Origin of the sequence: Streptomyces sp. NBC_00539 (assembly GCF_036346105.1) — a bacterium.
Taxonomy (GTDB): domain Bacteria; phylum Actinomycetota; class Actinomycetes; order Streptomycetales; family Streptomycetaceae; genus Streptomyces.
The window spans coordinates 5,517,255-5,530,356 of record NZ_CP107811.1 but is presented as its reverse complement, the minus strand read 5'-3'; the positions used below and the strand labels follow the sequence as shown (position 1 = coordinate 5,530,356).

Genomic DNA, 13,102 nt, shown 5'->3' with positions numbered 1-13,102 from the left:
GTGGCGGGGAAGACCCCCGAGCCCCCACCACGGCCGCAGGGCGTTCGCCGGCCGGCCTACGGGACGACCCTCAGGCCAGGCCTGCGTGTTCCAGGGCCTGTACGCCGGCCCGTAGGGCGGTGATCCGCTCGTCCAGGGTGAACCCGGCCGGGGCGAGCGTGAGGGTGGTGACCCCGGCGTCGGCGTAGGCGCGCATCCCGTCCGCGATCCGCTCCACCGAGCCGAGCAGGGTGGTCGAGTCGATCAGCGAGTGCGGGACCGCCGCGGCGGCTCCCGCCTTGTCGCCGCCCAGGTACTTGTCCTGGATCTCGGCGGCTTCCTTCTCGTAGCCCATGCGCTGCGCGAGCTGGTTGTAGAAGTTCTGCTTCGGGCTGCCCATACCGCCGACGTACAGGGCGGTGTACGGGCGGAACGTGTCGGCGAGGGCGTTCACGTCGTCGCCCACGGCGAGGGGCACGGTGGGGCAGACGTCGAAGCCGTCCATCGTCAGCCCGGCCTTCTCACGGCCCGCGCGGATGTGGCGCAGCGCGGTCTCCTCCAGGTGCTCGGCGGCGGGGAAGATCAGCAGGGCCCCGTCGGCGATCTCGCCGGTCTGCTCCAGGTTCTTCGGTCCGATGGCGGCGATGTAGAGCGGGATGTGTTCGCGCTCGGGGTGCACGGTCAGCTTGATCGGCTTGCCGGGGCCGCCGGGCAGCGGGAGGGTCCAGTGCTGCCCGTCGTAGGAGAGGCGCTCGCGGCTCATGGCCTTGCGGACGATCTCCACGTACTCGCGGGTCCGGGCGAGCGGCTTGTCGAACTTCACGCCGTACCAGCCCTCGGAGACCTGCGGTCCGGAGACGCCGAGGCCGAGCCGGAAGCGGCCCTTGGTGAGGGAGTCGAGGGTGGCGGCGGTCATGGCCGTCATCGCGGGCTGGCGCGCCGGGATCTGGAAGATCGCCGAGCCGACGTCGATCCGCTCGGTCTGGGCCGCGACCCAGGCCAGGACCGTGGCGGCGTCGGAGCCGTAGGCCTCGGCGGCCCAGCAGACGTCGTAGCCGAGGCGGTCGGCCTCCTGGGCGACGGCGAGGTTGTCGCCGTCCATGCCCGCACCCCAGTAACCGAGATTGATGCCGAGCCGCATGAGTCGTCCCCTTACCGGTTTACCGATCAGTAACGTAGGTCTGCGGGGACTGTAGCGCGCCCCGGTCGCCCGCGGCAGTGCCCCAGTAGTCTCAGCGCTCATGGAGCAGAGGCATCTCGGCCGCACCGGCCTGCGCGTGTCCCGGATCGGCCTCGGCACCCTGACCTGGGGCCGGTCCGCGGAGGGACCGGACGAGGCGGGCGCCGCAGAACAGTTGAAGACCTTCTGGGAGGCGGGCGGCACCCTCGTCGACACCGCCGACGTGTACGGGGGCGGGGAGGCGGAGTACCTCCTCGGGCAGCTCGTGGGGAAGCTGGTGCCGCGCCGGGAGCTGGTGATCGCCACCAAGGCGGGCTCCGTGCGGGACCCGGACCGGCGGTGCGACGGCTCGCGCGGGCACCTCCTGGCGGCGTTGGACGACTCCCTGGCCCGGCTGGAGACCGATTACGTGGACCTGTGGCAGGTGCACGCCTTCGATCCGAACACCCCGCTGGAGGAGACCCTCCAGGCGCTGGACCTCGCCGTCAGCAGCGGCCGGGCCAGGTACGCCGGGGTGGCGGGGTTCAGCGGCTGGCAACTGGCGAAAGCGGCCACCTGGCAGCTCGCCGCCCCCGGCGCGCGGACCCGGCTCGCCTCCACGCAGATGGAGTACTCGCTGCTCCAGCGGGGCGTGGAGCGGGAGGTGCTACCGGCCGCGCTGGACCTCGGCGTGGGCCTGCTGCCGTCCTCCCCGCTGGGCCGGGGCGTGCTGACGGGGAAGTACCGGGCCGGTACGCCGACGGACTCGCGGGGCGCGTCGCAGAGCCTGGCCGCCTTCGTGGACCCGTACCTGGACGAGGCGTCGGGCCGGATCGTGGATGCGGTGGCGACGGCCGCGCACGGACTGGCGGTGACCCCGCTCCAGGTCGCGCTGGCGTGGGTGCGGGACCGGCCGGGAGTGGTCGCGCCGATCGTCGGCGCGCGTACGCCGGCGCAGCTCGGGGCGGCGCTGTCAGTGGAGGCCCTTAGTCTTCCGGAGGAGATCTGCCGGGCGCTGGACGACGTGTCGGCGCCCGTGCACCGCTACCCCGATCAGGACTGGAGCACGCTGTGAGTACCGACCCCGCCGCCACCGCCGCGGACGAACCGGACGCCACCGGCCCGGAGGCCGGGGCGGTCGAGGACGCGCGTGCCCCGGAGTCCTCCGGGGCAGCCGACGCCGCCCGGGGCGAACCGGGCACGGGCGGGCAGGAAGCCCCGGAGGACAACGGGGAGGCGGCGGAGGCCACGGCCGGGGAGGCGTCTGAGGGCGAGGAGGCTTCGGAGGGCGAGGAGGCTTCGGAGGGCGAGGAGGCTTCGGAGGGCGAGGAGGCTTCCGCGGGCGGGGAGGCGGCCGAGGGCGCCGAGCCCGGGCTCAGCGAGGCGCAGGCGGAGCTGGCCGCGCAGAAGATCGAGCGGGAGCGGATCGCCCGGCGCAAGGCGGAGCGGCAGGCACCGGTCGAGGCGGGCGCCAAGCTCAGCGGCACGGCCGCCGATCTGCTGGCGGCCGTACGGGCGGTGGAGAGCGGGGCCAAGCCCCCGACCGCCTACTTCGACGACGCTCCGGCCGCGCCGCGCAGGGCCGCCGCTCCCACTCCCCCGACGCCCCGCCCCACCGCGCCCGTCGCGGCGGCCGGGGACATCGAGGGCGTACGGGCCGTGCTGGCCCGGGGCGGAGCCCCCGAGGCGCTCGCGGAGGCGGCCGCCACCGCGCTCGGCGAAGGCGCCGCCGGGCAGCTCGGCGAGAACCCGTGGCGGCTCCTGGCGGTGGCCGGGGTGCGCCCCACCCAGGCCGACGGGTTCGCCCGCGCCCTGCTGGGCGACGAGGCGGGGCCCGGGGACGAGCGCCGGGGCGGCGCGCTGGTGGGCTGGCTGCTGGCCCAGGCCGCGCTCAAGGGGCACACCGCCCTGGAGGCGCCGGTCCTGGAGAAGGCGCTGGCGCAGTACGGCGTACCGGACCCGGCCGCGGCCCTGGAACAGGCCATCGGCGAAGGCGCGGTACTGGTGTTCCACGAGCCGTCGCCCGACGCGCAGTCCCCGGAGTCCGCGGAATCCGCAGGTTCCCCGGAAGACCAGCAGGACGAGCGGCCCGGCACGGTCCTGGTGGGGCTGGAGGGTTACGCCCTGGCCGAGGAGAGCCTCGCCGACGGCCTGGCCCGGGTGGCCAGCACCTTCGCGGGTCCCGCGGACTGGGAGGAGGCCGCCGGCGGCGGTCCGGGCGCCGAGCTGATCCGGGCCGTCTCCGGCCACGGCCTGGTCACCCACACCGGCGGCGAGGCCGCCCGCGCCGAACCGGCGGCCCTGCTGGCGGCCGCGCGCCGGCTCGGCCTGCGGGCCGCTCTGGCCGCGCACGCCCCGGCGGAGGGCGCCGTCACCGTGGCGGGCCTGCTCGACGGGACGGAGGGGCCGGGGCGGGACGCCGAGGGGCACTTCGCGCTGGACCTGCTCATCGTCCTGGACGCGCCCCAGTTGGACGTGGAGAGCGCGGCCGCGTTGGTCGAGTCGGTGCCCGACGGGGCCCGCCTGGTGCTGTCCGGTGACCCCGCCGTGCTGGGTTCCGCGGGGCCCGGGCGGGTGTTCGCCGATGTGCTGGCGGCCCGGACCTGCCCCCAGGTCGTCTCCCGGGTCCCGGATCCGAGACCGCTGGGCGAGCTGGTGTCGGGCATCGGCATCGGGGAGCTGAACCAGGTCGACGCCCCCGGCAAGGAGGTCGTCATCGTCCCGGTGCGGGACGCGGGCGAGGCCGTCCACCGCACGGTCCAGCTGGTGGCCGAGTCGGTACCGCGCGCCTTCGGGATCCCGGCCGACGACGTGCAGGTGATCACCCCGGGCCACGGCGGTTCGGCCGGGACCCGGGCGCTGAACGCGGCCCTCAAGGAGCGGCTGAACCCCGGCCCCGGCCGGTTCGGCGGCTTCGACCCCGGCGACAAGGTGGTGTACGTACCCGCGCCCGGGCGGGCCCTTCCGGCCCGGGTGGTGTCGGCCGACGCGCAGGGGCTGCACCTGGAGGCGGCGGGCGCGCGGACCGTCGTGGCCAAGGAACGGGTGGAGTCGCAGGTGCGGCACGGCTGGGCCGTGACCGGGCACCAGGCCGTGGGGGCTCGCTGGCCCGCGGTGGTCGTGGTGCTTCCCGGGGACGCGGCGGACGCGCTGTCCCGGGACTGGGTGTACACGGCCTTCGGGCGCGCCGGGCGGCACCTTTCCGTGGTGCACGGCGTCGACCAGGCCCTGGCGCGCGCGGTGGCCGACGTACCGCCCAAGCCGCGCACGACCCGGCTGGCGGACCTGTTGCGGGCCCTCGCGGCGGCCGCCCGGGAACAGCCCGAGTAACGACGGCCTCGCAGAGGCGTGGGCCCCCGTCCGGTGCCGGGCGGGGGCCCACGCCGTCACGCGGGGGTCAGGCGGGGGTGAGGCCCGGCTCGGTGGCCCCGTCCGGCACGTCGTCGTCCTCGAAGTCGTCCGGCTCCTCGTCGAAGACGGAACTCACGTCGAACCGGTGCAGCACGTTCTGCGCGTCGGCGTGCTCGAAGGGCAAGTCGAGCCACTCGCCCGGTTCCGTCGCCTCCTCCGCGGCGGCGATCCACAACGTGGAGTCGCCCTCCTCCAGGCCGAACTCGCGGTAGCGGGAGTGGATCTCGTCGGGCTCGTACTCCCCGAAGAGGACGCCCAGCGCCCCGGCGGTGCCACCGTCCTCGACCGACTCGGCGTCCGGGTCGTGCGCGGCGACGCGGTCGGCCTGGGCGATCAGGCGCTGTGGTTCGACCACGGCGTAGTCGCGGCGGATGAGCACGCTGAACGCGGCGGGCTCGGCGGGGCCGGTGTACGGGACACCGTCCTCGGGGGTGGGGATCTCGAAGGGGGTGACCTCGTCGTAGCGGTCGTAGAGCAGTTCGTCGTACTCATCGGCGGCGGCGGCGAGCTCGTTGAACGCGGCGTAGACGGCCGGGTCGTCGTCCCCGATCCTGCTCTCGACCGCGGCGAGGTGGCGGTCGAGCGCGGCCTTGACCGCCTCGGCGGCGGCGCGTACCTCGGCAACAGTGGGCAGAGCGGCATCAGACATAGTGCAGACGCTATCCGTAGGAGGCCTCTGCCCGCACAATAGATGCGATGCCGGAATACGAATTTGTCGACCTGTACGTGCCCCGTGGGGTGCCGCGCCAGGAGACGACCCGCATGTTGACCGACCACGCCGAGTACGGGCACTGGGAGCTCGACCGGCTGACGCTGCTCCGGGACGGCAGTCGCCGCGTGCGGTTGCGCCGCCGGATCATCCGTCAGGTCCGCGCCACTTGGTGACGCGGGCCCCCGGGAGGGGGCCCGCGTCCGGAGTACCCGTGTGCCCGTTCGCGTAGCCGTCAGGCGGCGTTGCGGGCGCGGCGGTAGAGCACGCTGCCGGCGAGCAGCAGCCCGCCCGCGAGCGGCAGTCCGGCCGTCAGCACGTCGCCCGAGCCGGTGGCGGCCAGGTTGCCGTGGCCCTGGCCGGGCGTCCCTGGGGTGCCGGGGTTAACGGGCGTGCCCGGGGTTCCCGGGTTACCAGGGTTGGCGGGAGTTCCGGGCGTGCCCGGAGTCCCGGGGTTACCGGGCGTGCCCGGGTTGCCCGGAGTACCCGGGTTGCCGGGGTGGCCCGGAGTCCCGGGGTTGCCCGGAGTCCCGGGGTTGCCGGGGTTGCCGGGCGTGCCCGGGTTACCCGGAGTCCCGGGGTTGCCGGGAGTTCCGGGGTTACCCGGATTGCCGGGCGTGCCCGGGTTGCCGGGGTTGCCCGGAGTCCCGGGGTTGCCCGGGTTGCCCGGGTGGTCGTCGCACGGCTCGTCCGGGTGGCCGGGGTTGCCCGGGTGGCCGGGGGTCCCGGGATTGCCCGGATGACCCGGGTGGCCGGGGGTCCCCGGGTTGCCGGGGTGGCCCGGGTGGTCCGGCTTCGCGGGGCCGCCGCCGTTGGCGCAGCGGTTGCCGAAGGCCGGGTTCAGGCCTCCGATCACGGTGACCGTGTTGCCGCAGGCGTTCACCGGCACGTTCACCGGCGCCTGCACGTTGTTGCCGGACAGTACGCCCGGCGAGTTCACCGTGTGTCCGACCGCCCCGGCGTCCGCATGCGCGTAACCACCGCCGAGCGCCAGCGCACCGCCGGCGGCCGCCATGGTGATCAGGGTCTTCCTGGTGACCTGTACTACGGGTCGTCGCATCTGTACTCGTCCCCATGCTGTGTACGTTCGGTCGGCGTACAGGCCGTACACGCTCCCCCGCCTGCGACGCCGAATAGAAAGAGATGCGGGCCCGAAAGCCCGGCAGCCCCGGAGCGCTGGAATGCGCTCCGGGGCCAAGGACTGCAGACGCGTCAGGCGTTGACGCAGGTGTTGCCGAAGGCCGGGTTCAGCAGACCGATCACGTTGACGGTGTTGCCGCAGACGTTGACCGGGATGTGGATCGGGACCTGGACGACGTTGCCCGACAGGACGCCGGGGGAGCCGATGGCCGCACCCTGGGCGCCCGCGTCGGCGGCAGCCATGCCCGCACCCGCGAGAACCAGACCACCGGTGGCAGCCGCAGCGGCGACAACCTTCTTGAGCATTGTTCCTCCTAGTAGGCAAGTGCGGTCCCAGCCGCGGACCGCACCACCTGTAACGAGGAGGGATCACCAGGGCTACGAGCGTATGAGCGCATTCACTCTTCTCAGTGGAATCCGCACACCTTCCCGATTCCCGGGCGTTAGGCGTTGTCGATGAATCGGTCCAGTACGCGAACGCCGAACCTCAGCCCGTCCAGCGGGACCCGCTCGTCCACTCCGTGGAACATTCCGGCGAAGTCCAGCTCGGGCGGCAGCTGGAGCGGGGCGAAGCCGAAGCAGCGGATGCCCAGGTCGTCGAAGGACTTGGCGTCCGTGCCGCCCGAGAGCATGTACGGGACCGCCCGGGCGATCGGGTCCTCCGCCTTGAGGGCGCCCTGCATGGCGTCGACGAGCTTCCCGTCGAAGTCCGTCTCCAGCGCCTTGTCGGCATGTACGTCCTCCCGCTTCACGCGCGGGCCGAGGATCCGGTCGAGGTCGGCGAAGAACTCGTCCTCGTAGCCCGGCAGGAAACGGCCGTCGACGTGCGCGGTGGCCTGGCCGGGGATCACGTTGACCTTGTAGCCGGCGCCCAGCATCGTCGGGGCCGCCGAATTGCGCAGCGTTGCGCCGACCATCTTGGCGATACCGCCGAGCTTGGCGAGCGTGGCGTCCATGTTGTCGGGGTCGAGCGGGGTTCCGAGGGCGTCCGAGAGTTCGTCGAGGAACGACCGCACGGTCTTGGTCACGCGCACCGGCCACTGGTGGCGTCCGAGCCGTCCCACGGCCTCGCACAGCTCGGTGATCGCGTTGTCGTTGTTGGTCATGGAACCGTGGCCGGCCGTGCCGTCCACGGTGAGCCGCATCCAGTGCATGCCCTTCTGGGCGGTCTCCACCAGGTAGAGGCGCAGGTTCTCGTTGACGGTGAACGAAAAGCCGCCGACCTCGCCGATCGCCTCGGTGACGCCCTCGAAGAGGCCGGGGTGCTTGTCCACGAGGTGCCGGGCACCGTAGACACCGCCGGCCTCCTCGTCGGCGAGGAAGGCGAGGACGATGTCCCGCGGGGGCTTGCGGCCGCTGCGCATGCGGTCGCGTACGACGGCCAGCGTCATCGCGTCCATGTCCTTCATGTCGACGGCGCCGCGCCCCCACAGGCACCCGTCGGCGATCTCGCCGGCGAAGGGGTCGTACGTCCAGTCGGCCGCGTTGGCGGGGACCACGTCGGTGTGCCCGTGGATCAGCAGCGCCGGGCGCGAAGGGTCCTCGCCCTCGATGCGCGCGACCGTCGAGGCCCGCCCCTTGTGCGACTCGATGATCTGAGGTTCCAGCCCGACCTCGGCCAGCTTCTCCGCGACCCACTCGGCCGCCTTGCGCTCGCCGGGGCCCGAGTGGTCCCCGTAGTTGCTGGTGTCGATCCGGATGAGGTCCCGGCAGAGGTCCACGACCTCGTCCTCACCGGAGACGGTCCTGCCCGCGCTCGACTCGCTCACGTGTTCCTCCCACTGATCAGTACCGGCTGCCGTCCCATCCTCCCGCTCCGGGGCGCTCTCCCCAAGGGCGGAGCCCGGTCACCCGGTGGGAGCCTCACGGGTGACCGGGGGGTGTGATCGGGCACCCCGGAATGTTTGGTAATGTTTTCCACGTCGGAACGGCCCGCGAGGGACGCGAGACAGACACCTTGTCCGGGTGGCGGAATGGCAGACGCGCTAGCTTGAGGTGCTAGTGCCCTTTATCGGGCGTGGGGGTTCAAGTCCCCCCTCGGACACCACTGAGAGAACCCCACTTCGTGTGGGGTTCTCTGCGTTTGCGGCCGGTTGGCGCGGGCGTGGCTTCATCGTGACGCCGGTACGGAGAAGGACCCCGCCGAGGCGGGGTCCTTCTCCGTACCGGGCCGGGGGGGGTCAGTCGCGGGCGGCGGCGAGGGCGGCGACGCGGCCGCGGACCAGGAACCAGCCGCCGACCAGGGCCGCGGCGATGGCCGGGACGAAGAGGACCGTGGTGCGGCCCACTCCGCCGTCGCACCACATCAGGACCAGCACGGTCAGCAGGAACGCCAGCGTGACGAGCTGCGTGTACGGGGCCCAGGGCAGCCGGTAGGACGGGCGTTCCACGCGGCCCTGCTTCGCCCGGCGCCAGAAGTGCAGCGAGCAGAGCATGACCATCGCCCAGGTGCCGAGGATGCCGAGGGAGGCGAAGTTCAGGACGATCTCGAAGGCGTCCTTGGGCATGTAGGCGTTCAGGGCGACGCCGGCGACACCGAAGGCCGCCGTGAACAGGACGCCGCCGTAGGGGACCTTGCCCTTGTTCATCACGCCGGTGAATTTGGGGGCGGAGCCGGACATGGCCATCGAGCGCAGGATGCGGCCGGTGGAGTAGAGGCCGGAGTTCAGGCTGGAGAGGGCCGCGGTCAGCACGACCAGGTTCATGACGCCGGCGGCGCCGGGGACGCCCAGCTTGTCGAAGACGGTGACGAAGGGGCTCTGATCTGCCGAGTACGAGGTGTACGGGAGCAGCAGCGCGAGCAGGACGACGGAGCCGACGTAGAACAGGCCCACGCGCCACATGATCGAGTTGATCGCCTTCGGCATGATCTTCTCGGGGTTCTCGGTCTCGCCGGCGGCGACTCCGCACAGTTCGACGGAGGCGTACGCGAAGACGACGCCCTGGATGACCAGGAGCATCGGGACCATGCCAACGGGGAAGATCCCGCCGTTGTCGGTGATCGAGGAGAGGCCCGGGGTGTGGCCGTCGATGGGGTGGCTGGTGGCGACGAGGTAGATGCCGACGGCCAGGAAGACGACCAGGGCGGCGACCTTGACCAGGGAGAACCAGAACTCCATCTCGCCGAAGTACTTCACCGAGATCAGGTTCGCGGTGAGGACGACGGCGAGGGCGATGAAGGCGAGGACCCACTGGGGGACGTCGGTGAACATCGCCCAGAAGTGGGCGTAGGTCGCGGCGGCGGTGATGTCGGCGACGGTGGTGGTCGACCAGTTCAGGAAGTACAGCCAGCCGGCCGCGTAGGCGCCCTTCTCCCCCATGAACTCGCGCGCGTAGCTGACGAAGGCGCCGGAGGACGGGCGGTAGAGGACGAGCTCGCCGAGGGCCCGCACCACGAAGAACGCGAAGATCCCGCACACCGCGTAGGCGATCGCGAGGGAGGGCCCGGCGCCGGCCAGGCGGCCCCCGGCGCCGAGGAACAGGCCGGTGCCTATCGCCCCGCCGATGGCGATCATGTTGATGTGGCGGGACTTGAGGTCCTTGCTGTAGCCCTCGTCGCCGGCGTCGACGTGCGGGGAAGACGGCGGGCTGGGGGCCTTGGCCAAGGTGCTGTCACTCATGTGATGACTTCGCCTTCGTGGGTGGGACAGGCAGGTCCCCGGCCGCCACGCAGGGGAGCTGGGTGGTCTCACCTGTGCCGCGGTCCGGAGGGTTGGTGGCCCCAGGAGACCATGAGGCTCCGCTGCCCGCCAAAAACGCGTTCATGAGCACGGAAGCCCCCGGCGACCATGGAAAGGGGCGCCAGGGGCCTCGTAAGGGCTTGAAAGCAGGGTGAGGGGGTCAGCCGCGGGGGGTTGATTCCGCCGCCTGGTCGAGACGGAAGGCCTCGTTGCCCAAGCCGATCCGGGCGTGCGCCTCGGGGCGGCGGGAGCGGAGCACCAGGCCGTGCACGAGGCCGGCGAGCGCGGCGACGGCGATGAGGGCGGGCAGGGCCCAGCTGAGCGCGGAGCCCTCCTCGGCGCCGACCAGGACGGCGAAGTCCTTGACGGTGTAGACGGCGATGAACAGCAGCGCGAGGCCCGCGGCGCCGGCCGCGACGAGCCGCCACACCTGGGCGGCCGCGGTGCCCCGGCGGACGAAGAAGGCGATCACGGCGAAGGAGGCGGTGGCCATGAGAAGGGTCACGCCGAGGGCGCCGACGCTGCCCATCCAGGTGAACAGGTGCAGGACGGGCGCGGTGGGGTCGCCGGCCGGCATGTCGTCGGTCAGGGCGAAGGCGATGACGACGACGGCGGCGATGCCGGTCTGGAGGAGCGAGCCGGTGGCGGGGGCGCCGGTACCGGGGTTGGTGCGGCCGAAGGGGGCCGGGAGGAGACCCTCTCGGCCCATGGCGAAGGCGTAGCGGGCGACCACGTTGTGGAAGCTGAGCATGGCCGCGAACATGCCGGTGACGAACAGGACGTGCAGGACGTCGGTGAAGGCGGTGCCCAGGCGGCTCTCGGTGAGCTGGAAGAGCAGGCCGGGACCGGCGTCGGCGGCGGCCTTGACCACCTGGCCGGGACCGGTGGCGACGGTGAGGGCCCAGGCGCTGAGGGCGAAGAAGAGGGCGACGAAGCCGACGGCGAGGAACATGACGCGGGAGACGACGATGTGCGGCTTGCTGGTCTCCTCGGCGTAGACCGGCGACTGCTCGAAGCCGACGAAGGCGGCGATGCAGAAGCACAGGGCGGTGCCGAGACCGGCCCCGCTGAGCGTCGAAGGGTCGAAGGCGTGCAGCGAGAGGCCTTCGGCGCCGGGCTTGCCGAGGGCGGCGAGGTCGAAGACGACGACGAGGGCGCATTCGATCAGGAGCAGGACGCCGAGCACCTTGGCGTTGAGGTCGATCTTGAGCCAGCCGAGTGCGCCGGTCGCCGCGACCGCGATCAGGGCCGGGATCCACCAGGCGAGCTCGACGTCGAGGTAGGTGGCGAAGAGGCCGGAGATCTCGAAGCCGAGGATGCCGTAGACGCCGACCTGCATGGCGCTGTAGGCGACGAGGGCGACGAAGGAGGCCGCCGAGCCGGCGGTGGGGCCGAGGCCGCGGGCGATGTAGGCGTAGAAGGCGCCGGCGTTGTGGACGTGGCGGCTCATCTCGGAGTAGCCGACGCTGAACAGGGCGAGGACGGCGCCGAGGACGACGTACAGCAGGGGCTGGCCGACGATGCCCATGACGCCGAAGATCGTCGGCATGACGCCGGCCACGACCATCAGGGGCGCGCTGGCGGCGAGTACGGAGAGCAGCAGACCGGCGGTGCCGAGCCGGTCGGCGCGCAGGGCCCGGTCCTGGCCCTTGTAGGTCCGTATCTCGGCCGGGTCGGTGAGCGTGGTGGATCTGCCCGTCGGCATGGCGGGGTGTCCTTTCGGGGGAAGGGCGGGGGCGCGGGGCGGTGCGGTGGGGCGGCGTGCCTGGAACGGGGTGCGTCAAGCAGTGCCGAGTGCGGCGCTGCGCGCGGCGAGGAAGGCCTTGTGCGGGTCGAGGTCGGGGTAGGACCAGGGGGCGCGGGTGGCGTGGCTGCCGATGCGGTGGAAGAGGGCGGCGGCCTCGGCGGGGCGGCCTTCGCAGAGCTTGGCGTGGGCCAGGAAGTTGAGGTCGACCCGGTTGCGGGGGTGGTCCTCGCGCTCCCATTCGAGCCACCAGTCGAAGGCCGAGCGGAGCACTTGGCGGGCGCGGCGGCCGGACCAGTGCGCGGCGGCCGCGCCGGGGCTGCGGCCGTGGACGGCGGCGAGGACGCGGTAGCGCTCGGCGTGGGCGATGACGGGGAGCACGGCGAGCGGTGAGTCGGCCGGGGATTCCTCGGCGGCCCAGGCGGCGAAGTCGTAGACCTCGTGGAGCGGGTCGTACCCGACGGCGGGGTTGCGCTCGGCGAGCTTGGCGACCATGAGGTGGTGGGCGTGGTGGTGCTCCCGGTGGCGGGCCCGCACCTGGTCGAAGTGGCGGCTGAACTCCTCTTCGGTGCCGAAGGCGCGCGAGAGCATGAGCAGGCCGAGCCAGGGGGTGGGGTCGGCGGGGAGCAGTGCGGCGGCCCGGCGGCAGGCCTCGTCGGCGGCCTCGGGCGTGCCCTTGCGGCGCAGTGCGGTGAACACGGCGGCGCAGGCGAGGAGCGTGGCGGCGTCGGCGCTCTCGGGTTCGGCGAGCAGCCATTCCCGGGCCCAGGCGTTGGCGGCCGGGGTCTGGGCGAGGACGACGACGCGGTGGCCGCGGCGGTCCCAGTCGTCGCCGGTGCCGACGAGGAGGGAGCGGGCCTTGGACCACCGGCCTTGGGTGAACTGGGCGCGGACGTCGACGAGTTCCGCGTCACAGAGGGCGGGGTCGAAGAGCTGGGCGTCCCGCTTGCGGGCGCGGCCGAGGGGCGGCGGAGGCGGGGACATCCGCGGTTTCCCTCCTGGACACGGACGCGGGTGGACGGCGTGCGGGCAGCACGCGCGGGGACGGTGCGGGTGGTGCGGGTGGTGCATTGCGGTGCCGGTGGCACCGGTGGGGCGGGCACTGCGGCCGGATCACGCCGGTCCGGGACCGGATGATCACGCACAGCAAACCGGTGAGCACAGCTCCGCGTCAAGGTCCAGCCCGGCGCGTGGCGGGTTTCAACTGCTCCGGCGAAGGCCTGGGTTGAGGCTGTTGTGCCGGTTTGACCGCACCACGGCGGCGGCCATGGGGAGCCGTC

Annotated in this window: 11 protein-coding genes and 1 tRNA gene; 4 read left to right on the top strand and 8 right to left on the bottom strand. The window is 72.9% G+C overall.

Annotation, left to right across the window (positions count from 1 at the left end; genetic code table 11):
• Positions 1-70 precede the first annotated feature (70 nt).
• Positions 71-1,120: an LLM class F420-dependent oxidoreductase gene (locus OG861_RS24810; RefSeq protein WP_329193916.1), complete on the bottom strand. Its 1,050-nt coding sequence runs from the start codon at positions 1,118-1,120 to the stop codon at positions 71-73.
• A 100-nt stretch (positions 1,121-1,220) separates the two neighbouring features.
• Here OG861_RS24810 and OG861_RS24805 point away from each other — a divergent pair, with 100 nt between their 5' ends.
• A complete protein-coding gene (locus OG861_RS24805) occupies positions 1,221-2,213 on the top strand; it encodes an aldo/keto reductase (RefSeq protein ID WP_329193918.1) in 993 nt (330 codons plus the stop codon).
• Positions 2,210-4,468 carry a helix-hairpin-helix domain-containing protein gene (locus OG861_RS24800; RefSeq protein WP_330261866.1) on the top strand — a complete coding sequence of 753 codons (2,259 nt, stop codon included), beginning with the start codon at positions 2,210-2,212 and terminating at the stop codon, positions 4,466-4,468. The genes OG861_RS24805 and OG861_RS24800 overlap by 4 nt, the downstream gene beginning before the upstream one ends.
• 67 nt (positions 4,469-4,535) lie before the next feature.
• Here the strand turns inward: OG861_RS24800 and OG861_RS24795 are convergent, their stop codons facing one another.
• Positions 4,536-5,198, bottom strand: a complete 663-nt coding sequence (locus OG861_RS24795) for a hypothetical protein (protein WP_330261865.1) — start codon at positions 5,196-5,198, stop codon at positions 4,536-4,538.
• 47 nt (positions 5,199-5,245) lie between these two features.
• On the opposite strand from OG861_RS24795, the gene OG861_RS24790 reads away from it, so the two are divergent.
• Positions 5,246-5,434 carry a DUF5703 family protein gene (locus tag OG861_RS24790; RefSeq protein WP_190185296.1) on the top strand — a complete coding sequence of 63 codons (189 nt, stop codon included), beginning with the start codon at positions 5,246-5,248 and terminating at the stop codon, positions 5,432-5,434.
• A 59-nt stretch (positions 5,435-5,493) separates the two neighbouring features.
• Here the strand turns inward: OG861_RS24790 and OG861_RS24785 are convergent, their stop codons facing one another.
• The 3 genes from OG861_RS24785 to OG861_RS24775 all read right to left on the bottom strand — a co-directional run bounded on the left by OG861_RS24785 (position 5,494) and on the right by OG861_RS24775 (position 8,167).
• Complete coding sequence (locus OG861_RS24785; RefSeq protein WP_329193924.1) at positions 5,494-6,318, bottom strand: chaplin; 825 nt, start codon at positions 6,316-6,318, stop codon at positions 5,494-5,496.
• A 152-nt stretch (positions 6,319-6,470) separates the two neighbouring features.
• Positions 6,471-6,704: a chaplin ChpH gene (chpH, locus tag OG861_RS24780; RefSeq protein WP_136215000.1), complete on the bottom strand. Its 234-nt coding sequence runs from the start codon at positions 6,702-6,704 to the stop codon at positions 6,471-6,473.
• Positions 6,705-6,841: 137 nt separating this feature from the next.
• On the bottom strand, positions 6,842-8,167 hold the full coding sequence (locus OG861_RS24775) for a M20/M25/M40 family metallo-hydrolase (protein WP_329193927.1): 1,326 nt from the start codon (positions 8,165-8,167) through the stop codon (positions 6,842-6,844).
• A 190-nt stretch (positions 8,168-8,357) separates the two neighbouring features.
• On the opposite strand from OG861_RS24775, the gene OG861_RS24770 reads away from it, so the two are divergent.
• Positions 8,358-8,445, top strand: a tRNA-Leu gene (locus OG861_RS24770).
• Between the two features lie 133 nt (positions 8,446-8,578).
• Here OG861_RS24770 and OG861_RS24765 read toward each other — a convergent pair.
• The 3 genes from OG861_RS24765 to OG861_RS24755 all read right to left on the bottom strand — a co-directional run bounded on the left by OG861_RS24765 (position 8,579) and on the right by OG861_RS24755 (position 12,806).
• On the bottom strand, positions 8,579-10,018 hold the full coding sequence (locus tag OG861_RS24765) for an amino acid permease (protein ID WP_329193929.1): 1,440 nt from the start codon (positions 10,016-10,018) through the stop codon (positions 8,579-8,581).
• 220 nt (positions 10,019-10,238) lie between these two features.
• A complete protein-coding gene (locus tag OG861_RS24760; protein ID WP_329193931.1) occupies positions 10,239-11,783 on the bottom strand; it encodes an APC family permease in 1,545 nt (514 codons plus the stop codon).
• Between the two features lie 75 nt (positions 11,784-11,858).
• Positions 11,859-12,806 carry a hypothetical protein gene (locus OG861_RS24755; RefSeq protein WP_329193933.1) on the bottom strand — a complete coding sequence of 316 codons (948 nt, stop codon included), beginning with the start codon at positions 12,804-12,806 and terminating at the stop codon, positions 11,859-11,861.
• Positions 12,807-13,102: the final 296 nt, after the last annotated feature.